The sequence below is a fragment of the Streptomyces javensis genome, from assembly GCF_039525925.1.
GTDB classification, from domain to species: Bacteria; Actinomycetota; Actinomycetes; order Streptomycetales; family Streptomycetaceae; genus Streptomyces; species Streptomyces asiaticus.
Genome location: NZ_BAAAIF010000018.1, coordinates 117,689 through 140,652 on the forward strand (window position 1 = coordinate 117,689; position 22,964 = coordinate 140,652).

Consider the following 22,964-nt stretch of genomic DNA (forward strand, 5'->3'; position numbering starts at 1 on the left):
CGCAGGTCAGAGGTTGTCGAAGCCGGGTTCGTCGAAGCCGGGTTCGTCGAAGCCGGGTTCGTCGAAGCCGGGTTCGCGGTGGTCGTTGATGGCCCGGACGACGTCCGTGAGGTCGAGCTGAAGGTTCAGCTCGAGGGAGGTCTCGCGGAGCAGCCCCGCCCTGGGGTAGCCGGCGTCCGGTTCCAGGGTCATGAGGTGCGCCTCGACGAGCTTCTTGGCCGCGTCGAGGACGGTGAGGGCCTCCCACGCTGTGGAGGCGGTCCAGTTGTAGCGAGGCGGGTTGATCGCCATGTTCGGTGTGTCCTTTCGATGTGGTCCGGGCGGTCAGGCGGACCGGAGGGGGCGGGGGAAGTGCCGGGCGAGTTCGGCGGCCCGGTCCGAAGCGATGGACCCTCCTTCGGCCCGGATCGTCTCGGCGATGGACCGCTTGGTGACGGACCGGTCCGTGGCCCGCAGGATGTCGATGGCCCGCTGTTCCCTCTCGGTGAGCTCGAAGCCGTCGGGGGCCAGGTATGGCGGTCCATCGGACAGGCGGCGCTGCACGGTCCGGTCCGGCTGCTGGTCCGGGACGGGCTTGGGGTCCGGTCCGGCGGTCCGCTCGGTGCGGACCGGCTTGCGGTCCGGCGAGGTCGTGTCGGCTTCGCGGTCCGGTCCGGCGGTCCGGTCCACGGTGGTCTTGGTCCGGTCCGGACCGGCAGGGGTCTTCGTGGTCCGGTCCGGTCCACGGTCCAGTTCTTCGGTCCGGCCCGGTCCGCTCGGCAGCGCGGACCGTTCCGGACCGGACCGGTCCAGAACGGTCCGGCCCACAGTGGTCCGGTCCGCTCGGTCCATGAGGACGTGGACCGGCGGGATGGTCGCCGGACCGTGGTCCGGTCCGGTCCGGCGGACCGAGACGATGTAGTGGTCCGCGAACGCCATGCCGGTCCGGCGGGCCTTGCGGTCCGCGATGATGCGGCCCGACTGGGTCCAGGCGTCGTTGGCGTTGGACCACCGCTCCGGGTCGTCGATCATCAGAGAGCGAGCGGTCCAGGAGCGGACCGGGTAGCGCAGCCACCGGGCCATGCCCAGGCTCGGCAGCGCGGGCGGGAGGTTCCTGTCCTTCCGCAGCTTCCTGCGGTGGATCAGCCGGGCGAACAGCTCCCACAAGCCGACGCCCACCAGGGACATGACGGAGAAGGTGACCGAGCGCGGGGTGGCGCTCCAGTCGCTCGAGTAGTGCCACCACTGCTGGACAGCTGCGCCGGCGCCGAAGAGCCAGGTGGCCAGGCGGTACTCCCAGCCCTTGTCGCCATCCTGCCGCGCCTGGTGGTAGAGCCACGCGCAGAAGCTCGTGGTCAGCTCATACGCGGCGGCATAGATCAGGGAGGCGCTGAACGACCAGCCCAGCACACGGATGGCGAAGCCGGACTGGCCGGTCCAGGCGACCACCATCGGAGCCAGGATCGGCCCGACGATCAGTGCGCGTACCGCGACCGCCAGAATGGCCTTGCGGGTCTTTTCCGACAGGGTCGGGCGCCCTGCTTTCCGCTCCAGGCGACGCTGCCGACGCTGTTCGGCGAGTTCCTCCTTCTCGTTCCGCTTCTTGGCTCGCCGGGCATCCGCCGCCTCGTTCCGCAGCTTCCGCTTCTCCAGCTTCTGTACGGTCTTCGACGTTGCCCGGGCCAGCTCGGCGGCTGCGGCGGCCGAGGTCTCCTCGGCCTCCTTCAGCAAGGCGGCGGACCGCTCGGTGGCCTCCGCGTGCGTCTGCTCGGCGGCAGCCAACTCGTCGGCGGCCTTGGCCTTCAGCTCATCAACCTGACCCTGCGCCCGCCCGAGGAGTGCATCCGCTTCTTCCTTGGCCTGGTCGACCAGCTGACTGGCGACCTTCTCGGCGTCTTCCACCGTGGTGCGGGCGCTGGACCGGAGACGGGTCGCTTCCTCCTGGGCAGCGCGGCGCGTGCGGTCGGCGTCGCCGCCGGCGTCCTCGCGCAGCCGGGTGGCCTCGTCGCTGGCCGCCGTGCGGAGGCGCTCGGCGGTCTCCTCGGCGTGGGACCGGAGGGACTGAGCGGTGTCCTCAGCATGCTGGCGAACCCGCTCGGCCTCAGCCCGTACCGCGGCCGCCTCGTCCTGGGCGCGGTCGCGTTCGGCGATGCCAGCGCGACGCAACCGCTCGGCCTCAGACTCCGCGTTGGCGCGGATCTGCTCGGCATCCCGCCGCCCGTCGGCCAGAAACTTGTCGGCGGCAGCGGTGACTTCCTCAGCGCGTTCGCGGGCCGCCACGATCAGCGCGTCAGCCTCGGTGTGCGCTCGTTCCAGCAGTTCGTCGGCAGCCTGCTGTGCGGCCGTGCGGACGGCGTCCGCCTCGTGATTGGCCTGCTCCAGCCGGGCGGAAGCCGCCGCTTCGGCGTCCGACCGGACCTGGTCGGCGTGGGCGGCAGCGCGGTTGCGCAGCTGCTCGGCCTCGCCGCGTGCGTCGTCGAGAGTCGAGGCCGCGTCGCGCTCGGCCGCGGCCTGCCGCTCGACCGCTGCGGACTCCGCTGCCGCCCGGGCCTGCTCGGCGTCGACTGCACCTTTCGAGCGGATCTCCTCCGCTTCACGGTGAGCGTCCTCCAGAAGGGCGGCAACCTTCCCGTCGGCCGCCGTACGCAACTCCTCGGCCTTCGTCTCGGCTTCGGCAAGCAGCTCGGCGACTGCCGACTCGGCCTCGGCACGGGCTTCAGCGCGGGTGGTCTCCGCCAGGCGCTCGGCGTCGGCAAGAAGGTTCCCGGCCTCGGTGCGGGCCTTCGCCAGCAGCTCCTCGCCCGAGGGCTCGGAGGGCTTGGGCGCAGCCGCCTTCTTCGCAGCGGCCTTGCTGCCGCGGCTCGAGGTGCGGCCGTTACGTGAAGCCATGACTGGCGGGTGTCCTTTCGGATCGACGGGGTGTGGCGGTGCGGGTCTGGGTCTGTGCGGTTGGCGGGGCCCGCGGTCCAGCGCAGGCCCCGCTGGACGGTCAGAGGGACTGGCGGAAGCCGATCGCCCGGGCCACGCGGTGCAGCTCGGCGTTGATGGCGCGCAGCGCAGTGAGGGTGCGGTCGTAGTCCTCTCCGCCAACCTCCTCAGCGGCGGACCGTGTGTGCCGGAGCGCAGCCTCCAGGTGCGCGGCCGTCGGCGTGGCGTCGACCGCGGCCATCTGGTAGGCGGCGCAGATCACGACGCGGCCGGGCTGGAAGACGGAGAGCGGCGAGAGGTGCTCGGCCACCTGCCAGCCCGGCAGAGGCGTTGCGGCCGTGGCGGGGGTCGAGGCCGACGGCGGCAGCGAGGCCAGGGCACCGGCGGTGCCGGCCGTCGAGACCTCGCTGACGGCGGTGGTACTGGTCGTGGGGGTCGGGGTGTCGGACATGCGGTTCTCCTCCAAGAGGCGGTCAGTGATGTGGTGTTGGCTGGTCAGAAGGCGACGGAGAGAGCGCCAGCGGCGGCGAACGCCAGGCCGGACAGCTTCAGCAGACGACCAGCGCGGGTGAGGAGACGAAACTTCTTCTCCGCGATCTGCGAGAGGTCGATCAGCTGGCCCTGCCGCTTGATGTCCGAAGCCAGGGCGCGAGCCAGGCCATCGCGGTCCTCGCCGCAGCGGGCGTAGTACAGGAAGTTGCTGTTCCCAGCGACGGGATCGTCGGAGGTCTTCGCCCCGAAGGTCGGCAGAACGACGTCGAGCAGGAACCAGGTGGCCACGCCGGCGACGACCGCGGCGATACCCGCGAGGGCGGCGATCGGCCAGGGCTGGCGCAGCACAGTGCCGGCGTTCTCCGCCAGCGGCCCGGAGACGATGGCCACGCTGGCCAGCAGGATCGACGCCTTCGTGTCGGTCCGGCCAATCTCCCTACGGACCACCTCGATCTCCGACTCCGTACGGTCCGGTGCCGACAGTTCGCTCTGGGCTTCGGCCACCCGCGCCAGGTCGACGCCCAGCGCCAGGAGCCGGTTGTCCAGACCGGTCAGCCGCTCGTTGGTGACGGCCTGCTGCGCCGCGGCGGTGAGCACGGCGTACGGCAGGGCGACCTCGTGCCCGTTCCCGGCTAGCAGCGTCCAGCCGTGGCGCGGGTCGTTCCCGGCAAGTGCCCGCTCGGCGGACTCCCGGTACGCCTCCGCCTGCTCTCCCGCAGTCGGTTCCTGTGTCGTAGTCATGGACCGGGCTCTCCCTCGGTGATCCCGAAAATGGCTGCTGGTGGGTGGCGCTGTTCCTCGAAGGGGCAGAGACCGTGCCAGGTCAGCGGGCCCTGCCGCCCCGGATCACCTGGAGGTGGCTGCCGTTCTCGGCGAGCGGTCCCGGCGGCTGGGTCGGCGGCCGGGACTCGCCCGGCACGCGGGTCGGTAACGGCGCCGGCGCCGAGGGGTTCGACGGCGGGGTGGGCTGGGTCATACTGGATGGGCTCCCTTCAGGGGGTTGTTGGGGCGTCCCCGGTACTCGCTGCCAGGCGTGGGGGGACGCCCCCGCTTGTGTTGGGTGGTGGCGCTGTTCGGTCAGGAAGGTGCGGGGCGGGGTATGGCAGGTCAGTCGCGACGGCCGAGGCGGTGAACACGCCGACCGTTGCCGTCGGCCTTCACCACGCGCTCGGCGTACGCGGTGATCTCCGCGCCTCGGGTCTCGCGGCCTTCGCGGGTGAGCGCCGCGCGGAGCGTTCCGGTGCCGGAGGTGAAGGAGGCTTCGGCCTCCTGGTCGCCGTCGGCGATGGCCCGGTTGATGCCACGGGTCAGGGCCCGGTGCTCGCGGGTCTCGATGACGGCGTCCCGGATTCGGTGGAGCATGGCGGTCCTTCCGGTCTGTGAAGCTGCGGTGACGTGTGGTGTTCGCGTTCGGGCATACGAGGCCCAGGGGGTTGCACTGTTCGACGAGGGGTGCGGGGCCCGGCCGTTGTCGGCTCCGGCCAGGCCCCGCCGGACAGGTGGCCTACGAAGTGCCGTCGACCAGGTCGTCGGCGCTGTGGGCGCGGTGACCGAAGAGGAGGGCCAGGACCACGCCGAGGAACAGGCTGACCAGGCCGAAGACTCCGAGTACCCAGCCGATGTGGGCGAGGGCGGCCAGCCAGCCGTTGACGAACACGTCGACCGTGGCCAGGACGGTGGCGGCCAGGGCGACGATCACGATGAAGACCGCTGCTCCCCGGCTCAGCGGGGCCAGGCGCATCTCCCCGTCCATGTCGTCCTCCACCACGGTGGGGGCGGTGGCGGACATCAGCGGCCACCTCCCAGGGCGCGAGCCGCGCGGGACAGCAGCCCCGCCGCGGGGGCCTGGTGCCCCTCGATCGCGTGGACCATCTGGTTCAAGGTGTCCTCGCCCTCGCCCTGGAGGACGACATCGCTGTACTCGTCGGCCTGCTGGACCAGGAGCATCCGCTCCGAGCGCGGCAGTTCATCCATCACCGGGTGACGCGCGATCGTCTTGACCAGCTCGGCGATCTCGGCGACGGCGTTGGTGCTGCCGTCCCCGACACCGCCGAGCGACGCCAGGAGCTTGGCCGCGTCCGCCGTGTCCTTCGGCTCGTAGCCGTACAGCAGCGCGACCGCGTCGTACAGCGGTCGGACCGCGGGGTGCACGTCGGGCTGGTAGGCCAGGGCGCTGCGCTCGGCAGCCGTACGGGAAAGGGAGGAGGAGGTCATCGCGTCGACACCGCCTCGGCGCTCGAGTCGTTGACGAGCCCAGCCGAGGAGGACGGAACGCTGATGAGGTGATCGGAGTCCGTCCACACCATGCAGTGGGTAGTGACGTGGTCGGTGGCCAGGTGGCGGGTCCGCACCGCCCAGTCCGTCCGCCGCACGACGGCCTCCCGGGCAGCCTCACCACGCAGGACGGCCAGGACCTCGTAGGTACCCGTCTCGTTCCAGTAGTAGGCGCCCTCGACGCGTGGGCCGAGTTCCGCCTCGGCCCGCTCAACAGCGGACCCGGCCGTGCTCGCGATGCCGATCATCATGCGGACACCGCCCTGGCCTGCGCGGCCACGACGCTGAGCGCCGGGCGGATGGCCTTCACGTCGATGAGCGCCGGCATCTCCAGCAGCGGGCGACGGACCGTGCCGCGCACCTGCACCCGGGTGTCCTCGACGAGGTAGCCCCACAGGTCCAGGTAGTGCTCGGTGTCCACGGTGCACTGCGCCGACTCGCCGTCCGCGCCGGTCACGGTCACGATCGCGCGGGGGTACTCGTCGTGCCCGACGAGGTTCACCCCGGTGATCGTTCCCGTCGCGGTGACCATCTCACCGGAGGCCACCACATCCAGGTGCCGGGTGTCCGGCCCGAGACCGCCGATGAACTCGACGATCAGCCGACCGGGACGCCGGATGGGAAGAGAAGAGGACTGGTTTCCGCGCACCGTCTTGGTGTTCGCGGTCTTGCCTGTGCGATCCTTCACGGGGATCGGCCTCCCTGATAGCGCAGGTGGGCAGTTCCTTCCTCGGCTGGTGGTAGGACACCGGCCGAGTCGGGCCCCGGCCGGGTGGTAGGACACCCGACCGGGGTTCTTGCATGTCAGGCGGTAGGACACCCGACCTGTGACCGAGAAATTTGACCCTGTCACGGGTACAAACTTACGCTTCACTCGGACCCGGGTCAATACGGATCCGGAAGATGGAGTTACGACGATGAAGCGCGACGCCCGCGGCCGGGCCGGCTGGAGATCCAGGCGTCGATCGTCGACTCGAACCACGCTGGCGACCGGCGGATTTGCTCGTCGGGCAACGGCAGGTCCTGCGGCCGCACGGGAAGCCCATCGGCGATCCGCTTGCGGGTGCGCTTGAGATACATCCGTACCGTCTCGCTCGTCACGCCGATCTTGGCGGCCACCGCTTCGGTGTCGAGCAACGGATTCCCGTCCGGCACGTTCACTCCTTGTCCCCTTGGTGGGGTCCAAGGTATCGAACGCACCGACTCGAGCACCGCAGCAGTCATCGCCACAACCAGCACCTCCTCTCCGGCTGACCACCAAAAATGTACCCTTGACGGGGACAATATTAGGGCGTTTCATGTGGCTGTCTAGCCCCTCCGAGGTGGTTGGTGTCTGACAAGGACTGGCCGCCTCGGCACTGTCAGCGACTGCACCAATGAGAGTGAGGAGGCCGATGCTGGCCCCCGAAACCGCGCGCCTCCCGGCGCCCGCCGCTTCTCGCACCGAGGTGCGTCGCGCGGTACGACGGCGGCCCTCATGAGCGCAAAGGGTCTGGTGTGGGCCATGAGGCGCAGCGCGTGGTGCAAGAACGCTGGCGAGCTGGCAGCGTTGCTCGCCATCGCCAATTTCGTGCGAGAAGACCTCACCGGCTGCTGGGCGAGTCAACGGGTCCTGGCAGAGAAGGCACGCGTTACCGATCGCACGATCCGTACGCACCTGCGGTCCCTCGCAGAGCGCTCGGTGATCGTGCCTGGCGATCCGGCCTTGGTCGCGCACCTCTCGGGCGACAACCGGCCGGACGTCTGGAATCTGAACAGGGACCTGCCAACGAACCCGCCGGGCACCGGAAAGGATTTCCGGTCCTCCCACAACGACGTGAGCAGCAGGGCCGGAAAAATCTTCCGGTCGGCGGAAGATCGAGGGACCGGAAAGTTTTACAGCGGGGGGCCGGAAAATCCTTCCGACGATCCTGTGATGGTTGATCCTGGGAGTGCTAGTGGTGACGGCCGTAGGCCATCCAGCGGTGGTACGGGGCGCGCCGGGCGCGGCAAGGCCGCGTTGAGCAAAGAGCCACAGGCCAAGAGGCTCCCAGCTGGCGAACTTCGCCGGGTGGTAGCAGGGATCCCCGCGACGTTGGCCGCCCGGCTTGAGAGCGAGTTCCCCCGGGGCCTGCCGACAGTGGTGAACGAGACCATCGCTCGCGCAGTAGTCGAGGAGCGGCGGACCGTCGAGCAGATCATCGAACGGGTGAAGCGCCGTTGGCTGCGCTGGTCGTATGAGGATGACGCGCTTGCAACCTCCGGCCGCGGTCTGGGACGCCCGCTTGGCGTGCTGCAGGCGCTGCTTGGACCGTCGGCCTGCTGGGGCAACAACGCCCGCTGCGAGGACGGAATCGACATCGATACCGGAGTCGAGTGTCCGCGGTGCGTCGAGGCCCGCGAGGACAAGACCGCTCAGGAGACGCCCACCACCGAGGGCGGCGGGCACAGCGTGCCCTTCCAGCGTCCCGTGGGGGCGGAGCCCAGCCCGTACGTCCGCTGCCGGGGCGCTGGCTGTGGGGTAAAGATGTGGCCCAGCGAAGACGGCCTGTGCCGCGAGTGCCGTGAATACGTAAGAGCCTGAGCGAGGAGACGCCAATGACATCAGTCCGGCGCTATGACGGCTTGCAGAGGCTGAATTCATGCTGGTCCCTGGGAGGTTAGGCAAGGCGCATGGAGTGCTCAATTCAGCTTCTGGAGTTGGAGAGCCGGGGGAGAGCGGGTGATGTACCGGCGGTGTACCGGCGGTGTGCCAGCGGGCCGCGTAAGCTGCAATTTCCGGGCTGAATCGGGAGTTGGCTGGCGATGACGACGACGGTGCGCAAGTGGACTGGTCATGAAGCGACCGTGCTGCGCACAGTGCTGCGGATGTCCATCCGTGGCTACGCCGAGCGGCTTGGAGTCAGCCCCAGCATGGTGATGGAGTGGAAGAACCGCGGTCGTACCCTGGTCCCGGTTCCGGAGACGCAGAAGATCCTGGACACGTTCCTGGCTCAGCGAACGCCGGAGGAGCGGGAGGCATTCTTCGCCGAGCTCTCTGCGACGGCATCGGAGGGAGCGCCTGGTTCGGCCGGGCGCGCGCCGGCCGAACTTGCGCGGCTTGAGCCTGCGGCGGACGTCGTAGCGAGTCAGCGCAGGTGGCGGGAGGTGCGCCGCTACCTGAACGCGAACCGGGAGACGCTGTCGCGGGCAGCTGCGGAGTTGTACGACCCGGCGCTGCGTATCGGCGGCACGCCGATGTTGATGGCGCCTGCGTGGAGGGCCGCCCAGCCGGTCCCGTTGGACCAGGTGGAGCTGGTGTGGTCGGAGACGGTGCCGGACGCCCTGGTCACGGGGAGCGAGCCGGAAGCTGTGGCGACACATCCGCTCCGGGCGCCGGGGGTGCGTTTCGACCGGTACACGCTGGCCATCCGGTACATCGATGCGCCGACGTTGTTCGAGAACCGCCCCAGCTACCGTCTCACTGCGGCGTCCTGGGCATCAGGACAAGGGCGGCTGACGTTCGGTCTGGCCTCCTACTTCGACAAACTCGACTTGTGCGAGGCGGTCGGTCACGAGTTCGCTGCGGCCTGTATGGAGGACCAGGATCAGGGTGCCTCTGCGGGTCCTGCGTGGGGAGATCTGCCGCTGCGCCGTCTGGTCGACGATCCGTTCGACCCGGCGTTGCGGGCCGTGACGCCAGCCATCACCACGTTGTTGATCCGGCAGCGGCAGGACGGCTCGGCGACGTTCTTGTTGCACTGGCGGGACCCGGCAAAAGTAGCCACGGCCGGCGGGCTGTACGACGCGGTGCCTGCGGGCGAGTTCCAGCCGGGCAGCGTGATGTCCGCCCAGTCGCCCCAGGACTTCGACCTGTGGCGCAACATCGTGCGGGAGCTGAACGAGGAGCTTCTGGGGGCGCCCGAGTTCGACGGGAGCGGCGGCCCTTTGCAGTACGAGCGGTGGCCGCTGTGGCGGACGCTGGAGCGGGCGCGTCTTGAAGGTCGTGTCCGGGCCTTCGCCTTCGGGGTCGGTGTGGATCCCCTGACGCTGGCCGTCGCCATCCCGAGCGTCCTCGTCATCGACGATCAGCTGTTCGACCGGCTCTTCGGGGATATCGCGGCCGAGAACGCCGAGGGGGTCACGGTGACCCGCTGGGCCGGGCAAGACGTGCGGAACGGCATCCCCTTCACCGATCAAAATGTCACACAATTCATCAAGAATGAACCGATGGCCCCTCCCGGAGCCGCCTGCTTGGCCCTAGCGTGGCAGTACCGGGATCTCCTGCTGTCCCGGTGAGCCGACCCGCCGCCCCGAGGAGCCGATCCTGACCAGCTTCGTGACCCCCCTCGAGAGCCAGCAGCAGTGGCGCCGCGTTCGTGACTACCTCAACGAGAACCGGTTCGCCCTGACGCAGCACGCCGTGCGGTCCTTCCCCGACGAGCTGCGGGTGGCCGGCACTCCTCTGCTGGCCCGGCCCGCCTGGCTCCCGGACGCACCCGTGCCGCTGGCAGACGTACGGCTCGAGTGGGAAGGCGACGGCGTTCCCGCCCCGATCACCGGTGCGGAGCCGGAGCTCGGCCACATCCTGCCCCGGCAGTCGGACGGGACACCGGTCCCCTCCTACGCCGGCGCCGTCGAGGCGCTCGCCCGCCCCCGGCTGTTCGAGAACAGGAAGTGCTACCGGCTGCTGGCGGCCGACGCCGCCACCGCGGCTCCCGTCCTGAGCTTCGGCCGCGGGCAGTACTTCGATGTCATCAACATCTGCGAGGCGATCGGTCACGAGTACGCCGCGGCCGCGCTCGCCGCTCCCGAGGGCGCTGTGCCCGCCGCGTCGGCGATGCCGTTCCGTGCGGCCGTCGGTGATCCCACGGACCTCGCGCAGCGGCCGGTGATGGCGGCCATCAGCACCCTCACGATCCGGCACGATCGGTCGACCGGCGACGCCGAGTTCGTCCTCCACTGGCGGGACCCCGAACGGGTCGCCACCGGAGGCGGGCTCCACCAGGTGACGCCCGTGGGAATGTTCCAGCCGTCCCACGATGCGTGCTGGAACGAGGCGCACGACTTCGGGCTATGGCAGTCCATCGTGCGGGAACTGAGCGAGGAACTCCTCGGCAGCAGCGAGGAGTACGGCAGCGACAAGACACCGATCGACTACGCGGCCTGGCCATTCAACGCCGCCCTGGAGGAGGCCCGCAGCACCGGTCGGCTGCGCGTGTTCTGGATGGGGCTCGGCATCGACTCGCTCACCTACGTGTCCGACATGCTCACCGTCGCGGTGTTCGACGCGGACCTGTTTGACACCGTCTTCCCCCGGCTCGCTGCAACCAACGAGGAGGGTCACCTGGTCGCAGTCGAGGACAACACCGGTCGAGCCTTCGGCATCCCGTTCCGGGCCGATCACGTGGAGAGGCTGACGACCGAAGAGCAGATGCAGCCAGCCGGAGCGGCGCTTCTGCGCCTGGCTTGGGACCACCGTTCCGCACTGCTCGCCCATGACCGAGGCCCGCACCCTCTGTAACAGATGGGTGCGGGCCTCGGCGTGGCGGTGGCCGATGGACACAAGTTCTATGATCGATTCGGGTTCTTCCCGAGGCGCCCGTCGATCGGGCCGTCGACATCGGCTTGCTTGGACTCACGCTCGATGGCCCACCACGAGTACTGGCGCCCCGCGGCCTCGATGACCGGGTCATCAAGTTGCCATGTATCGATTGCGGACTGATCCCAGCAATCACTGTTGGGGAAGTCACTGGCGGCGATGGCTTCAGCGAGAGTGCCGAAGCCCCCGCGTCTCTCACGATCGTTCTCGTGCTCACCTCCGCGTGGGTAGATCCACAGCTGGTAGCCGTAAGCGGTCGTCACAGGTACTCCTGGATGGTCAGCAGAGGAGTCGTCAGGTGCGCGCCGCCTGGAGGGCCTTGAGCTCGCGGATCGTTGCGCACGGCCCGGTGGTCGCGCACATCGACTCGTACGGTGTGACCGGGTTGTTCGTCCCGTAGATGTCGTTCGTGACCTCGGTGACGATCCGCATCATGTTCGGGTCGGCCTTCTGGCACTGGCTGTTCTCTCCGCCGACGCCGTGCCGCTGTGCGCTGTGGATGTGCTGGCGGGCCTGTCGGGCAGCCCACCTGCGGTCGTGCGGGCCGTGGTTCTCGTGGATCTTCCCCGAGTCGTGGAAGGTGTCCTGGTGGCAGTGGGTGCAGTGGAAGGTGACGAGGGGACGTTTCGGCTTGTCCTTCAGCCACGATCCGTGGAACTCGTAGACGATGACGTCGCCGCCTTCGGGGTGCTCGAAGGCGGTGATGATGCCGCGCCCGTCGGGGTTCCAGGTGTTGTCGGGGATGAACGTGTCCCATCCCTCGGTGTGGGGCCACTTGTCGTACGTCTGCCCCTGCGAGACGTCGAGGGGCATCGTCAGGTCGTTCTGGTACTCGGTGATCTGCTGGATCGAGCCGACGTAGAGGCGGGAGTGCTCCTCGCTCTCCAGGAACGCGAGTCCGTATCCCTCGGGGCGCCGGTACTCGGGCGGGAAGATCGACTGCATCCCGTCGAAGTTCTCGTGCTGCGGGGTCAATACCCTGGTCAGCGAGATCCTGTACCACTCGGCGTGCGTCACATGCGTGGGGTTTGTCTCGCTGACGTAGTGCGTGTTCGTGGTCATGATGGCTTCCTCCTGGCTCCAGCTGGGGCTTCGGCGAGTTGAGGGTCGGGCTGTCCTGGTGCGGTGGTGATCTGGGTGGTGAGGGGGTCGGCGGCGGTGCAGGGGTTTTCCGGCGCCGAGCAGGACGGTGGCGCGGGTCTCGATGACGAAGAGCAGGCCGAAGCAGCCGTCTTCGGCGGCGTGCCACTCGCACACCTCGCGCGGTTTCTCACGTGCTCACCTGGCATCACGCAGACGGGCGATCGTGCGGGTGATGGCGGTGTGGAGTTGGTCGCTGGTGCGTCCTTCGGCGTCGTTCCACACGGTGACGTCGTCCACGCTGAGTGTTTCCGCCAGGGTGGCCGTGGCCGCATCGGCGAGGACGCTGAGCTCGTATGCCGTGGGAGGACGCGGGTCGCCCTCGGCCGCGATGTTGATGGCTCCCCGGGCGCAGACCCGGCACTGGCTCGGGTCCAGGTCCTCGTCGTGCTCCTGGTCGATGTCGTGGAAGGTGGAGGCATCGCCTTGGCACCAGCCGTTGGTGGTGAGCACGGCGAGGGCCTTGTCGAGGAGGTTGGCGATCTCCGCTGGGCTGGGCACGTAGGGAGGGGTGGGAAGCCGCGGGGTGCCGAAGTCGTCCCAGCTGCCGTCGTGGTCGTCGATGGCCTGGACGATCGTCTGGGTGAGGGTGGCGTTCGCGTTGGGCCAGTCGGCCATGTCCTGGACGGCCTCGACGAATTTCTGTGCGGCCTGTGGGGTGGCCCAGGTTGCCGGCATGCGGCGGTTGGACGGTGTGTGCAGGACGAAGCAGGCGTCGGGGTGGTCCGGGAAGAGCGGCGCGGGCGCGGCCTTGATGGTGAGGCCGCCGACGCTGGTCGAGGTCACGGTGCTCCTTGCGGCGTGAGGGTGGCGGACGGGTCGGTCGCGTGCTGGCGGGGCTATGCCCAGGGGTCGTTGGAGGCGGTGCGCAGGCCGGAGACGATGTCGAGGACGGCCCACAGTCGTTCGCCGGAGGGCCCGTACTCGGGTGCGGCGATCGTCAGATAGGTGCCGTGCACGATCTGGTGGTGGAGCTGGCGGTTGAGACCGTTCCACTGGCGGGCCCTGCGCCTGCGGGAAGTCGGGCCGCCGAACGGGATGGCGGTCTTGTCCTCGCGGGTGGTCACGGTGATGGGCGGGTCCTGGATGCCGGGGCTGCGGCGGTAGTCGTTGACGCGGACGCGCATGCCGGCCTCGACGGAGGTCTCGACGAGCCGGTAGAACAGCGCGCGGTCGGTCAGGACGCCGTGGACGGCGGCGCGCTGTTCCCACCAAGCCTCATCCTGGCCGGTCAGGCCGGGCTGGGAGTCGGTGGTGACGAACCCTGCCCGGCACAGTGCGGCGAGGGACGGCACCAGGCCGCCGGTCTCGTCGTCGGGGCCGCGGCGGGGGGCGTAGCCGGGGCGGGATTCGATGATGCCCTCCAGCCAGAGCGCCATCAGTCCGCCGAGTTGGCCGATGGTCTGGGCGTCCTTCCAGCGGCTGCGGTCGCGTCGGCTCATCCAGGTCAGATGCATGTGCTGCGCCTCCTCGAGCGCGGTCTTGAGGTAGGTCACGGCGCTCCTTGCGCGGTCTGTTGGGCCGATGGAGTCGATGAAGCAGGCCATTAAACCCAATACGTAAGCAATAGATTAGAGCGGGCAGGGGTGGGCGCACAACGCCGCGCTCACCCCTGCCCGCTGGAATCGGCCATCAAGGCGCCAGAGGGCGGGGGCACTGGATCCAGTCGTCCGGGGCACGGTGGAGCGGCGCCAGGGCGCGCAGTACGGAGGAGATCCCCCTGCCGTCGGTCCAGTTCCATTTGATGCCCTGCTGCATGGGGGCGCCTGTGATGGGGTCGACGAGCAGGGCTCGGGGGTCGGTGACGCCGGTTCCGGGGACGACATAGTGCCGGTACACCACGGCCCACCGTTCGCGCGGCTGGTGTCCGACGACGACGTAGTAGTCGTTGGGCAGGCGCAGCAGGGCTACGGTCCAGCCGTCGGGCGCGTTCGTCGCGCAGGTGACGCGGACTCCCAGGGATGCGGCGGCCGGGATGGCGGGGAGTGGGCCGCGCAGCTTCAGGATGTCGGTGCGGCGGGGCATGCGCCATGACCTCCTCGGTGGTGGTTTTCCATTGACCCAACTTTACAATGTAGCGTTGTAAAGTTGGGAGCGGTTTTCGGATCTTCAGCGATCTCTTCACGCCGGAAGGCCGTCCACTCGAGGCGTTCGGCGTCGCTGTTCCTCTGCCGCGCGCGGGGACGGCGCGGTACCGTGGTCACATGGCCCGGGAGATCCGCATCGAGATCAGCGACGAGACGTACGAGCAGCTGCAGCGTGCAGCTGCGGAGAAGCGTGTGCCGGCCGAGGCGTACGCCGGCCAGGTGCTGGACGCCGATCTCACCCGGGTCCGCTTCATGGAGGGCGCGCGGTCCTTCATCGGCCAGCACGCCGAGGGGTTCGCGGAGCGCTTCGGCCGTCCGGCCGACCCCAGCGCCAGCGCAGCCTGACTGCGGCGAGCAGCCCATGTTCCTGTCGGTCGACCTGCGGTGGCTTCTCGACATCGCGCACAGGGAGCTTCCCGGTGATCCGGAGGTTGTGGACTGGGGGGCTCTCGAGGCCGCCCGAGCCCGGCACTGCTTCCGGGTGATGGACACGCCCGTCTACGGGCAGCCGCATCACCGCGCCGCCGCCCTGCTGCACCAGCTTGTGCGCGTGCCGGCGCTCGAGCACTCCAACGAGCTGTACGCCGCGGCGGTGGCCGCGGCCTATCTGCATGCTTCCGGGCATCCGGTCAATGCGACGACCAAGGAGGCCGCGGACCTCGTCGAGGGAGTTGCCGGCGGGCAACTCGACGTGCGTGAGATCGCGGCTTCACTGCGGGACTGGACCCGCTGACCCTCCGGGCGATGCGAGTGTGCCGCCGGGCACACGCTGGGCGGCTAGTCCCTCGAGATCCGTAAGCATCGCCAGCGTCACGGCCGTGCCGCACACTCCCGCGGATGCTCCCGCGCGCTCTACCGCTGCCTCTGATACCGCGTCATCATGGCGCGGTTACAGAGGTGAGGAATACGGAGCAGCTTATGAGTAAGCATCGCAAACCGGATCCTGATCCGGGGCAGGGGACGCCGCCGCCGAACAACTCGGACGGGCAGGTGCCGCAGCCTCCGCCGCCGTCCGGGACGCACCGGAAGTAGCCGCGTGGTCGACTACGACGCCTTGCGGAAGCAGCTGGATGAGGCCATGGACCAACTGGGGCTGTGGCCCGCCCGCTCGCTCTGGACGCGGCAGGCCGTCGCCGACACACCACGGCACGCCTTCGCGCCGGAGCGGCTCTGGCGCTGGGACGGGCACACCTACCAGCCGCTCGACCGCGGCACCGACCCCGACCGGTGGGCCGCCGAAGTGTACGGCCGGCCCTACGACGCGGCCGTCACCCAGATCACCGACGGCGCGCCCTCCTCGAGCCTGTCGTGTCCCTCCATCGTGGTGGATATGCTCGACTCCCTCATGCTCGAGCCCGGCCACCGCGTCCTCGAGTTGGGCGCCGGGACGGGCTGGAACGCCGCTCTCCTCACCTGGCGCGCGGGAGCCGGACGCGTGGTCAGCGTCGAGGTGGACGACGAACTGGCCCGGCAGGCCAAGGAACGCCTCGACGCGGCCGGCACCGACGCGGCGGTCGTGGCCGCCGACGGCGCCGGCGGCTGGCCGCCCGGCGCGCCGTACGACCGGGTGATCTCCACCTATGCCGTTGATCAGGTGCCGTGGTCGTGGGTGGAGCAGACACGGCCGGGTGGGAGGATCGTCACCCCGTGGGGGCGGCTGGGGCACGTCGCGTTGACCGTCGCCGACGACCGCCGCTCGGCGGTGGGGTGGGTGCAGGGGCTGGCGGCGTTCATGCCCGCTCGCGGCACACCGCCCGCGAGCAGCTGGCCGCACGTGCGCGGCACCGGCCCCGCCGACGACGAACGGCCCTTCGCACGGGACCTGCGCCCGCTGAAGGACGATGCGCATCTGTTGTTCGTCCTGCGCATCCATCTCCCCGACGTGCAGATCAGCACGGGCATGGACGACGAAGGTGTGAACGTGTGGATCCACGACGGCGTCGCCTCCTGGGCCACGCTCACCACACTCGCCGACGGGGAGGCCGTCGCCTATCAGGGTGGGCCGCGGCGCCTGGCCGACGAGCTGGAACCTGCCTGGGACTGGTGGCTGTCCGAACAGCCGACGCTGTACGACTTCGGCATGACCGTGGAGCCGGAGCACCAGTTCGTGTGGTGCCGTGATCCGGTGTCGGGGCCACGATGGCCGCTCCGGGTCCACGGTCGGGCTGCGGTTTGACCTTCAGTTCCGGCTGGCCTTCGTTTGCTGAGGGCCCAGACGTTGTCGGTGCTGGTCAGCTTCGAGCGTTCGCCTGGGCCTTACGCCGTGGGCGGCTGATTGCGGGGCAATCAGCCGGCGCTGTTGGTCGCAGGCAACTCTCTCCAGCCGTCGTGCCAGGACTGCTCTCCGAATTCGGAGGAACTCCATTCGGAGCCGGGCGCTCCGTTGCGTGAGAATCCCAGCGCGACCATGGTGCCGCGGGAGGGGTGTTTGGCCACGGCCTTGCACTCGAAGGTGAGGTGGCGCTGGGGTTCCGGGCAATCCGTGCAGGCACCGCTGACGTAGGTGCACCCGGGGGTGAAGAAGAGCGGTCGCGGTGCGGGCTGCTGTGCGTTGTCCGTCTCGAGCTGGTCCAGCAGGTCCTCGGCCTCGTCTGCCCGGTATCCGTCACAGATGAGGGCCTTCAGGATCGTTTCGCGAGCGCTCGTCGGCCCGGTCTTCTGTCGGGCGTCTCCGGGCCGGTCGTCGGCCCCGGCTTCGTCGGGGTCGTGATTGCCTCGTAAGTCGGGCACAGCAGTCCTTTCCCTCGCGGTAGCGGGTGCACGTGAAGTGCGTGGTCGGAATTGCCGGTTGGGCCCGCAGCGCGGTGGGCTGGCCCAGGGTTGTCACCTGGGTTTCTGCGGGCCGTCGCCGAGGCGCCAGGCCAGGAGTCCGGCTGTGATGATTCCCCAGGCGGCCGCGGCAATGGTGTCGGACGCCCCGAGGGAGGTTCGGCGCATGAGCTCGGACCCGGACACGAGGAGTCCCACCAGGCTCGGTATGAAGTAGCGCCAGAGCGCGCGGTGCATGCCTTTCTCCCCCCTTGGGCGCACAGTTTTGACTCAACCCTAGCCTTAAACCCAATACGTAAGCAATTGTTTGATGGAGGCGGGTCGAGGAGGACGCCCCCAGTGGGCGCTCCCTGCCGCGTGCCCCCGCCGAGGAGGCGAGGGCACGCGCAGTTCAGGCGGTCCGGCGCTTGTGTAACTTGGCCTGCCGGTAGGCCCGGGTTCCCCGGATCGGGTGGAGAATGATCAGGCGGAAGATCAGTACGGGCGCGACAATCATCCTCCAGCGCCACCCCCGTCGACCGCTCGCGTCGTAGCGCTGAGCCCAGTCGCCGAGCGCCACGCCCATGTCGTGGATCCTGCCCAGCAGTTCGAAGTGGCCAGCCAGGTAGCCGATGAGAAATGCGGCCGCGATTCCGGTGCCGATCAGCATGGCGCCTCCTTCTCGAGCCGGGTCCGTCCCCGCCCTCACCCAACTATACAATGAAATATTGTATAGTTGCACTCCTTGTCGCTCCTCCGTGATCCGGTGGCCGCTGAGCCTCGGTGTGCGGCTGCTGATCGGGCGATCTTTGCGCGTTGGGGGGCGTGTCGCTGTCCGTGCTCTCCTGCGGCGGGGCGAGGCAGCGATATGGCGTAGGGCATGAACGACACCGAGTACAACTTCGTCTTCTTCACCCATGTCGGCGGCGACCTGCTCCAGGCGTACGGCTCGAGGTGGCCGGAGGACCTGCAGATCGCGGTAGGTGTGTTCAGGAGCGTGGCACACCGGCTGACGCGTGAGGAGTTCACGGACTTCGTCGACTGCGTGTGCTCGGCTGTCCAGCGGCGCAAGCGGCGGCCTCACCAGTTGCTGCCGGACACCTTGCTCACGCACCTCTATGAACCACTGTCCGTCCGCTTCGGTGTCCATCCTGGCCCGGGAATCGCGCTGGCGTCCAAGCTCGTCGAGGCGCTGCATCAGTCGTTGCCGGAGGAGATGTTCGAGACACTGCTCGATGCTCTGCGACGGACCGTGGGCACCATGGAGAAGATCGAACGCCGGAGGAAGTCGCTGCGCGCGGTGTGATGTTGCTGGTGCGCTCGGCTACTGCCAGATCACGAATCCGGGATTTCCTTCGCCTTCGGGGATCTCGTGGTGCGATTCTGCGCGGATGAGACGTTTACCTGGGGTGGGGATCGCTGCGGCCTGCGTGGTGGCGATGGTGGTGATGTCCGGCTGTTCCGGCGGCGGAGCGAATGAGTCGGCCAGGCCGTCGCCGTCGACGAGCGCGGCCGCGGTGGAGGCGGTCGAGTCGCCGGCGCCGTCGACGCCGGAGGAGGAATTCGACGAGCTGGTGCTGGGCACGAGCTTCTACTTCGACGGCCAGGGCACCGGATCGGCCGCGGATGCGATGAAGCGGTACTGCGAGCTGCTGGAGGAGGACGAGCTGGAGGGGATGTCGCCGGCGCAGTGGCTGGCGGAGAAGGAGCTGCCCAAGGAGGACGGAGAGGCGGTGCTGAAGGAGGGCATCGGCCGCTTCTGTCCGGCGCAGGCCAAGACGCTGAAGGCGGCGCTGGACGGCATCTATCCGCGGTGGTTCGCCGACGGTACGTACGAGGTGGGGTCGGGGCCCAGGCAGATGCCGGCGGGCGCGTACCGCACGACGGGGGCGCTGCGGGACTGCTACTGGGAGCGGACCTCGAGGTCGGGTAAGACCTTGGACAACCAGTTCGCGACGTCGGCGCAGGAGGTGCGGGTGACGGTGCGGGCCGGGGACGGCCAGTTCACCTCCCGGCAGTGCGGCTCGTGGAGGCCGGTGAAGTAGCCGGGGCGGACAACGGGCGGGCCTCCGGGGCGGGTTGCCTCCGGAGGCCCGCGGCGGTGCGCCTCTTCAAGCGCCGGTCGCGGCCGCCTGGGCCGCGGTGACGACGTCGGCGAGGACTTCGGCGAGGTCGTCGTGGTGCGGGCCCGGGTGAAGGGCGTCTCGGTCGAGGTGGATTTCGGCGAGTGCGGCGTCGACCGCACGCTGGTCACCGCTTCGGGCGGCGGCCACCAGGTCGGCCAGGAGGGGGGCGAGGTGGTCGTGGTCCTCGCCGTGCAGGGCGTCGAGGTGGGTGTGGACGGCGGCGACGGCCTGGCCGACGGTCTGGGTCTGCATGGTCGTTCCCCTTCGTGGTGGGCGGTTCGGCACCCCCGTTGGCCCCGCGGCGCGAGGGCCGCGGGGCCGGGGTGCTCGTCGCCGCTCACCACTTGCTGGTGGGGGCGAAGGTGCTGTGGAAGTGGTTGGCGATACCCGAGAGGTGGTCGGCTGCGTCGCGGCGGGCGGCCGGGTCGGTGATGTCGGCCAGGGGGAACTTCGTCGGGGTGTGCGGGTGCGGGTGCGGTGTGAAGTCGTAGCCGGTGCACATCACCGTGCCGGTCAGGAACCAGTCGCCGATGTGGAGGCCGGTGAGCCGGTAGCCGCTGGTGTCGCCCGGTCTGCCGAGGCTGATGGTCACCGCGAGCCGGTCGGGCATGCCGAAGTAGCCGGGCTTTACGGCGATGGTGTCGTCGCCGAAGCGGTAGAGGGCGGTGCTGACGTCCTTCCAGTAGATGGTGCGGGCGGTCGAGCCGTTGTCGAAGGTGACGTGGGTGCGCATGGTGTCCCCCTTGGGGTGTTCGGGCTTGTTGCCTACCCCAGAACTATACAACGCTTCGCTGTAAGGATGGAAGTCGGTTCGGCGATCTTCTTCGTGTCCCCTTCCCCGGCCTGGGCAGGGCTCCGCGTCAGCCGAACGGTGGGGCAGCCTCCGTACGGCGCGGTCAGGGCGCGGCGGTGAGCAGCGCGGCGGCCTGCTTCGCGGACAGGTGGCCGTGCCGGGCGCGGACTTCGACACGGATCCGCTCGGCTTCCTCGACGTAGCCGTGCTCGGCCAGGAGGTCTGCGGCGTGGCGGCCGTGCATCCCGCGCCGGGTCTGCACAGCGTCGAGGATGAGCTGAGCGGCGGAGTCCGGTGGCGACGTGCCGGGGGCGGCGGTCAGTGCCGGGCCCCCGGACGAAGCCTGGCGGCGCGAGGCGGGGTCGGGAACCTTCTCCCAGACCGGCTGGCATCGTTCAACGTGTCCGTCGGCCGAGTCCCCGTTCCGTCTGCGTCCAAAGTGGTTGCGCCAGAAGGACACCCGGGCTCGAGCGGATCCCCGCGAATCGTAGGGACCCTCGTACACGGTGTGCGAGGTCCCATTGGCGTACGACTTGACGATGACGGCGCGGAACAGCGCGGCGTCGGGCTCCATGCCAATGTCGCGGGCCACTACGCGGTCTCCAACTCCGGCTCGACGGCGGCCGTCTCTCCGACGTACCGGGCGACCACTGCGGTCCCGTCCTCGGCCAGCTCGGTGTACGCGCTGTACGCGCCCGCCGGGGTGTAGGCATATCGGCCATGGCGGATATCCCAGGCGAGCGTTGCGGCCGTGTAGGGGGCGGGGCACACGGCCACGGTCAGCGCCAGACCGGGTATCTCGCGCAGTCCTTCGGCGGCGGCCTGGTGGTCGGTGCGCGTCGTCGGTTTCCTGCGTGGCACGTCAGGTGTTCCTCTCGTTGACGAAGTTGCTGGCGGGCCGCATGTCGCGGCCGAAAATGACGGAGAGCTTGTGCCGACCGCACGCCTGGCAGTGGGTCACGCCGTGAAAGCTGTCCCACAGCGGGTCGGTGTTCAGAAGCCAGGCCGGGTCGCTGGAGTGGCCCGGCTTCCAGTAGGCGCCGCAGATGCACTGGCGTCCCCGCTTCGCGGGCGTGGCCGGGCGGCGCCGGAAGGGGATCACGTTGTCTGGGGCGTCGTCTTCGCCGGTGGTCACGGTCCGGTCCTCTGCCGGGCTTCCGCGTAGAGCTTTTGGGCGGCCTCGGCGGCGTCCTCGAGCTGGGAGAGCACCTCTTCGGGATCGCCGTCGAGGATGCCGCGAATCGTGTCCTGCCCGGTCAGGCAGCCGTCGTTGTACTCCTGGCTGTCGCGGTCCGGTCCGGCGGCGAGCCATTCACGGATGGCGGGCTCGACGACGGCCAGCCTGCTTTCGGCAGAGCCGTCGAGGCGGTACTTGCCGAGGATGTCGCGGACGCTGTCCATCGCCCAGGCGTAGCCGCGTTCCCAGCGGTTGCCTACAAAGTCGGGCTTGACTGCCTGATAGAGGGCGGCAAAGGTCTGCTCGGCAGTGAAAGGGGTGGTCACGGGTCAGCTCCTGGTGGCGGATACGGCGGTGATGCGGATGTCGTCGATCGGCCGCCCCTGCGGCCGGGGGCACCAACCGCGGTGGGTCGGCGCCCCCGGGGTCAGGCAGGCGCGGATGCAGTGCGTCGCACGGGCGTGAAGGCGCGGCGCAGGCGGCGCAGTCCGCGCTTGGTGTCGTCCCCGCCGCCGCCCTTCCACCAGATCCAGGCGAGGCCCACGGCGAGGGTCGTGAACAGCGAGCAGACGACCGCATTGCCTTCGGCGGCCGAGTCTGCAGCGGCGCACACCTCGGCCAGGGCCTGCAGGCCCGCCGCGCGGTGAAGGGCGAGGCGGCCGGTGAACCCGCCTGCGAAGGCGCACGCCATCAGGCCGAGCCCGATCGAGATCAGGAGATTCACACCGACTCCCGGGTGGCATCCTCGATGTCGGGGCGGTGCAGGCGCGTGTGGGCCATGACGTCCTTGCCGGACCAACTCTTCAGGCTTCGGTCGCAGGTACCGCAGCGGAGCCCGCGCAGCAGCCCCAGCGATTTGGCCCAGGCCCGGCCGCCAGCAGCCCACGCGATGGCGTGGAGCACCAGGAGGCGGTTCTCCTCGTCCAGCTCTGACGGGTTCAGGCCGACCCGGAAGTTCTGGTGCACCAGCGCCCGGGCGATGCTCAGTACCTGGTGCTCGCTGTTGGTGCCGATGAAGTCATCCTGGGACGACTCCGTGCCGGGCCAGTTGATGCGGGCCTGGTCGTGGTCCGGACCGTCCATGATGAGGCCCACCCGGTGGAGTTCGGGCAGCCAGTGGCCGTGCTCGGCGAGCAGCCAGAGGGCGGCCTCCTCCCCCCAGCTGCCGCTGGCGGTCGTGGCGAGCTGGTGGGCGAGGCGGTCATAGCAGGTCAAGGCGTTCTCCGTGGGTTGGGCCGGGTCAGGTTCGGTTGGGGGTGGTTGTCATGCCGCTGGAGCGGCTGTGGGGTCGTGGTCGGCGCAGACGAGGGAGAGCGGCTCGCCGTGTCTGGGCAGGTCCAGTTCGGTGTCTTCGGCCTTGCCGCACAGCAGGCAGTGCAGGGTCACGGTGCGGACCATGCGGAGCGCTCGTACGTGCGCGGTGCCGGGCAGGCTGACCGGTCCGTCACAGCCCGCGAGGGTCAAGGTCGTCAGGGTGAGCTCCGGGGAGACGGCGGTCTCGCCGGTGTCGAGCACGGTGAGGGCGGTGCGCGGGGCGTCCGGGAAGGCGAACACGTCGCCGGGGCGCAGGTCATGGGCGGGTACGGGGCGGGTGAAGGCAACGGTGATGACGCTGCTCATGGGGCACGTGCTCTCTGTAGTCGCGGGCGGAAGATGGGGT

At 69.5% G+C, this 22,964-nt stretch carries 37 protein-coding genes; 8 read left to right on the plus strand and 29 right to left on the minus strand.

Translation table 11 applies throughout. The features are described from left to right. Window positions 1-6: 6 nt before the first annotated feature. The 11 genes from ABD329_RS18865 to ABD329_RS18915 all read right to left on the minus strand — a co-directional run bounded on the left by ABD329_RS18865 (window position 7) and on the right by ABD329_RS18915 (window position 6,834). Window positions 7-291, minus strand: a complete 285-nt coding sequence (locus ABD329_RS18865) for a hypothetical protein (RefSeq protein ID WP_198275954.1) — start codon at window positions 289-291, stop codon at window positions 7-9. Window positions 292-324: 33 nt separating this feature from the next. Beyond that, complete coding sequence (locus ABD329_RS18870; RefSeq protein ID WP_198275953.1) at window positions 325-2,868, minus strand: hypothetical protein; 2,544 nt, start codon at window positions 2,866-2,868, stop codon at window positions 325-327. Between the two features lie 100 nt (window positions 2,869-2,968). After that, complete coding sequence (locus tag ABD329_RS18875) at window positions 2,969-3,358, minus strand: hypothetical protein (RefSeq protein ID WP_198275952.1); 390 nt, start codon at window positions 3,356-3,358, stop codon at window positions 2,969-2,971. A 44-nt stretch (window positions 3,359-3,402) separates the two neighbouring features. Then, a complete protein-coding gene (locus ABD329_RS18880; protein ID WP_198275951.1) occupies window positions 3,403-4,140 on the minus strand; it encodes a Pycsar system effector family protein in 738 nt (245 codons plus the stop codon). Window positions 4,141-4,222: 82 nt separating this feature from the next. After that, window positions 4,223-4,375, minus strand: a complete 153-nt coding sequence (locus ABD329_RS18885) for a hypothetical protein (RefSeq protein WP_198275950.1) — start codon at window positions 4,373-4,375, stop codon at window positions 4,223-4,225. A 131-nt stretch (window positions 4,376-4,506) separates the two neighbouring features. Then, window positions 4,507-4,761: a hypothetical protein gene (locus tag ABD329_RS18890; RefSeq protein WP_246618283.1), complete on the minus strand. Its 255-nt coding sequence runs from the start codon at window positions 4,759-4,761 to the stop codon at window positions 4,507-4,509. A gap of 142 nt (window positions 4,762-4,903) precedes the next feature. After that, the gene (locus tag ABD329_RS18895) at window positions 4,904-5,188 is read right to left on the minus strand and encodes a hypothetical protein (protein WP_198275949.1); all 285 of its coding nucleotides are present in this window, start codon (window positions 5,186-5,188) and stop codon (window positions 4,904-4,906) included. Next, window positions 5,188-5,613, minus strand: a complete 426-nt coding sequence (locus ABD329_RS18900; protein ID WP_198275948.1) for a hypothetical protein — start codon at window positions 5,611-5,613, stop codon at window positions 5,188-5,190. Before ABD329_RS18900 ends, ABD329_RS18895 begins: the two co-directional genes overlap by 1 nt. Further along, on the minus strand, window positions 5,610-5,924 hold the full coding sequence (locus ABD329_RS18905; protein ID WP_198275947.1) for a hypothetical protein: 315 nt from the start codon (window positions 5,922-5,924) through the stop codon (window positions 5,610-5,612). The genes ABD329_RS18900 and ABD329_RS18905 overlap by 4 nt, the downstream gene beginning before the upstream one ends. After that, on the minus strand, window positions 5,921-6,361 hold the full coding sequence (locus ABD329_RS18910; RefSeq protein ID WP_198275946.1) for a hypothetical protein: 441 nt from the start codon (window positions 6,359-6,361) through the stop codon (window positions 5,921-5,923). The genes ABD329_RS18905 and ABD329_RS18910 overlap by 4 nt, the downstream gene beginning before the upstream one ends. Window positions 6,362-6,582: 221 nt before the next feature. Next, complete coding sequence (locus ABD329_RS18915; RefSeq protein WP_309142653.1) at window positions 6,583-6,834, minus strand: hypothetical protein; 252 nt, start codon at window positions 6,832-6,834, stop codon at window positions 6,583-6,585. Window positions 6,835-7,177: 343 nt separating this feature from the next. On the opposite strand from ABD329_RS18915, the gene ABD329_RS18920 reads away from it, so the two are divergent. The 3 genes from ABD329_RS18920 to ABD329_RS18930 all read left to right on the plus strand — a co-directional run bounded on the left by ABD329_RS18920 (window position 7,178) and on the right by ABD329_RS18930 (window position 11,155). Next, window positions 7,178-8,236: a hypothetical protein gene (locus tag ABD329_RS18920; RefSeq protein ID WP_344316661.1), complete on the plus strand. Its 1,059-nt coding sequence runs from the start codon at window positions 7,178-7,180 to the stop codon at window positions 8,234-8,236. A gap of 221 nt (window positions 8,237-8,457) precedes the next feature. Next, window positions 8,458-9,930 (plus strand): XRE family transcriptional regulator, encoded by a 1,473-nt coding sequence (locus ABD329_RS18925; protein ID WP_198275944.1) that lies wholly within the window; start codon window positions 8,458-8,460, stop codon window positions 9,928-9,930. A 40-nt stretch (window positions 9,931-9,970) separates the two neighbouring features. After that, window positions 9,971-11,155, plus strand: coding sequence for an XRE family transcriptional regulator (locus tag ABD329_RS18930; RefSeq protein WP_198275943.1), 1,185 nt, complete (start codon window positions 9,971-9,973; stop codon window positions 11,153-11,155). Window positions 11,156-11,202: 47 nt separating this feature from the next. Here ABD329_RS18930 and ABD329_RS18935 read toward each other — a convergent pair whose 3' ends face one another. The 5 genes from ABD329_RS18935 to ABD329_RS18955 all read right to left on the minus strand — a co-directional run bounded on the left by ABD329_RS18935 (window position 11,203) and on the right by ABD329_RS18955 (window position 14,398). Further along, window positions 11,203-11,496 carry a hypothetical protein gene (locus tag ABD329_RS18935; RefSeq protein ID WP_198275942.1) on the minus strand — a complete coding sequence of 98 codons (294 nt, stop codon included), beginning with the start codon at window positions 11,494-11,496 and terminating at the stop codon, window positions 11,203-11,205. Between the two features lie 31 nt (window positions 11,497-11,527). Then, a complete protein-coding gene (locus ABD329_RS18940) occupies window positions 11,528-12,295 on the minus strand; it encodes a hypothetical protein (protein WP_198275941.1) in 768 nt (255 codons plus the stop codon). 216 nt (window positions 12,296-12,511) lie between these two features. Next, entirely contained in the window at window positions 12,512-13,159 is a 648-nt protein-coding gene (locus ABD329_RS18945) for a DUF6197 family protein (RefSeq protein WP_198275940.1), read from the minus strand. Window positions 13,160-13,212: 53 nt separating this feature from the next. Next, window positions 13,213-13,869 (minus strand): DUF6919 domain-containing protein, encoded by a 657-nt coding sequence (locus ABD329_RS18950; protein WP_198275939.1) that lies wholly within the window; start codon window positions 13,867-13,869, stop codon window positions 13,213-13,215. Between the two features lie 136 nt (window positions 13,870-14,005). Continuing rightward, complete coding sequence (locus ABD329_RS18955) at window positions 14,006-14,398, minus strand: hypothetical protein (RefSeq protein ID WP_198275938.1); 393 nt, start codon at window positions 14,396-14,398, stop codon at window positions 14,006-14,008. A 179-nt stretch (window positions 14,399-14,577) separates the two neighbouring features. Between ABD329_RS18955 and ABD329_RS18960 the strand changes: the two genes are divergently transcribed. From ABD329_RS18960 to ABD329_RS18970, 3 genes are all read left to right on the plus strand, one after another. Further along, window positions 14,578-14,805 carry a hypothetical protein gene (locus tag ABD329_RS18960; protein WP_198275937.1) on the plus strand — a complete coding sequence of 76 codons (228 nt, stop codon included), beginning with the start codon at window positions 14,578-14,580 and terminating at the stop codon, window positions 14,803-14,805. A 16-nt stretch (window positions 14,806-14,821) separates the two neighbouring features. Further along, a complete protein-coding gene (locus ABD329_RS18965) occupies window positions 14,822-15,193 on the plus strand; it encodes a fic family toxin-antitoxin system, toxin component (protein ID WP_198275936.1) in 372 nt (123 codons plus the stop codon). Window positions 15,194-15,496: 303 nt separating this feature from the next. Further along, the gene (locus tag ABD329_RS18970) at window positions 15,497-16,636 is read left to right on the plus strand and encodes a methyltransferase domain-containing protein (protein ID WP_309142652.1); all 1,140 of its coding nucleotides are present in this window, start codon (window positions 15,497-15,499) and stop codon (window positions 16,634-16,636) included. A gap of 110 nt (window positions 16,637-16,746) precedes the next feature. On the opposite strand, the gene ABD329_RS18975 is transcribed toward ABD329_RS18970, so the two are convergent. The 3 genes from ABD329_RS18975 to ABD329_RS18985 form a co-directional block, all read right to left on the minus strand. Further along, complete coding sequence (locus ABD329_RS18975; RefSeq protein ID WP_198275935.1) at window positions 16,747-17,190, minus strand: hypothetical protein; 444 nt, start codon at window positions 17,188-17,190, stop codon at window positions 16,747-16,749. A gap of 93 nt (window positions 17,191-17,283) precedes the next feature. Continuing rightward, window positions 17,284-17,466 carry a hypothetical protein gene (locus ABD329_RS18980; RefSeq protein ID WP_198275934.1) on the minus strand — a complete coding sequence of 61 codons (183 nt, stop codon included), beginning with the start codon at window positions 17,464-17,466 and terminating at the stop codon, window positions 17,284-17,286. 154 nt (window positions 17,467-17,620) lie between these two features. After that, window positions 17,621-17,878 carry a hypothetical protein gene (locus ABD329_RS18985; RefSeq protein WP_198275933.1) on the minus strand — a complete coding sequence of 86 codons (258 nt, stop codon included), beginning with the start codon at window positions 17,876-17,878 and terminating at the stop codon, window positions 17,621-17,623. A gap of 210 nt (window positions 17,879-18,088) precedes the next feature. Here ABD329_RS18985 and ABD329_RS18990 point away from each other — a divergent pair, with 210 nt between their 5' ends. Further along, window positions 18,089-18,514: a hypothetical protein gene (locus ABD329_RS18990; protein ID WP_198275932.1), complete on the plus strand. Its 426-nt coding sequence runs from the start codon at window positions 18,089-18,091 to the stop codon at window positions 18,512-18,514. An 18-nt stretch (window positions 18,515-18,532) separates the two neighbouring features. Here ABD329_RS18990 and ABD329_RS18995 read toward each other — a convergent pair whose 3' ends face one another. Next, the gene (locus tag ABD329_RS18995; protein WP_198275931.1) at window positions 18,533-18,793 is read right to left on the minus strand and encodes a hypothetical protein; all 261 of its coding nucleotides are present in this window, start codon (window positions 18,791-18,793) and stop codon (window positions 18,533-18,535) included. Between ABD329_RS18995 and ABD329_RS19000 the strand changes: the two genes are divergently transcribed. Beyond that, a complete protein-coding gene (locus ABD329_RS19000; protein ID WP_198275930.1) occupies window positions 18,783-19,253 on the plus strand; it encodes an Rv1352/Rv1906c domain-containing protein in 471 nt (156 codons plus the stop codon). The two genes, ABD329_RS18995 and ABD329_RS19000, sit on opposite strands and share 11 nt — an antisense overlap. A gap of 66 nt (window positions 19,254-19,319) precedes the next feature. On the opposite strand, the gene ABD329_RS19005 is transcribed toward ABD329_RS19000, so the two are convergent. The 9 genes from ABD329_RS19005 to ABD329_RS19045 form a co-directional block, all read right to left on the minus strand. Continuing rightward, entirely contained in the window at window positions 19,320-19,586 is a 267-nt protein-coding gene (locus ABD329_RS19005; RefSeq protein ID WP_198275929.1) for a hypothetical protein, read from the minus strand. Window positions 19,587-19,671: 85 nt separating this feature from the next. Next, complete coding sequence (locus ABD329_RS19010; protein WP_198275928.1) at window positions 19,672-20,067, minus strand: hypothetical protein; 396 nt, start codon at window positions 20,065-20,067, stop codon at window positions 19,672-19,674. A gap of 163 nt (window positions 20,068-20,230) precedes the next feature. Further along, window positions 20,231-20,719, minus strand: a complete 489-nt coding sequence (locus ABD329_RS19015; protein WP_198275927.1) for a hypothetical protein — start codon at window positions 20,717-20,719, stop codon at window positions 20,231-20,233. Then, window positions 20,719-20,988, minus strand: a complete 270-nt coding sequence (locus ABD329_RS19020) for a hypothetical protein (RefSeq protein WP_198275926.1) — start codon at window positions 20,986-20,988, stop codon at window positions 20,719-20,721. Before ABD329_RS19020 ends, ABD329_RS19015 begins: the two co-directional genes overlap by 1 nt. A gap of 1 nt (window position 20,989) precedes the next feature. Next, entirely contained in the window at window positions 20,990-21,262 is a 273-nt protein-coding gene (locus ABD329_RS19025; RefSeq protein WP_198275925.1) for a hypothetical protein, read from the minus strand. Then, the gene (locus ABD329_RS19030; protein ID WP_198275924.1) at window positions 21,259-21,630 is read right to left on the minus strand and encodes a hypothetical protein; all 372 of its coding nucleotides are present in this window, start codon (window positions 21,628-21,630) and stop codon (window positions 21,259-21,261) included. The genes ABD329_RS19025 and ABD329_RS19030 overlap by 4 nt, the downstream gene beginning before the upstream one ends. A 101-nt stretch (window positions 21,631-21,731) precedes the next feature. Further along, window positions 21,732-22,028, minus strand: a complete 297-nt coding sequence (locus ABD329_RS19035) for a hypothetical protein (protein ID WP_198275923.1) — start codon at window positions 22,026-22,028, stop codon at window positions 21,732-21,734. Continuing rightward, window positions 22,025-22,519: a hypothetical protein gene (locus ABD329_RS19040; RefSeq protein ID WP_198275922.1), complete on the minus strand. Its 495-nt coding sequence runs from the start codon at window positions 22,517-22,519 to the stop codon at window positions 22,025-22,027. Before ABD329_RS19040 ends, ABD329_RS19035 begins: the two co-directional genes overlap by 4 nt. Before the next feature lie 48 nt (window positions 22,520-22,567). Further along, window positions 22,568-22,924: a hypothetical protein gene (locus ABD329_RS19045; protein ID WP_344316665.1), complete on the minus strand. Its 357-nt coding sequence runs from the start codon at window positions 22,922-22,924 to the stop codon at window positions 22,568-22,570. Window positions 22,925-22,964: the final 40 nt, after the last annotated feature.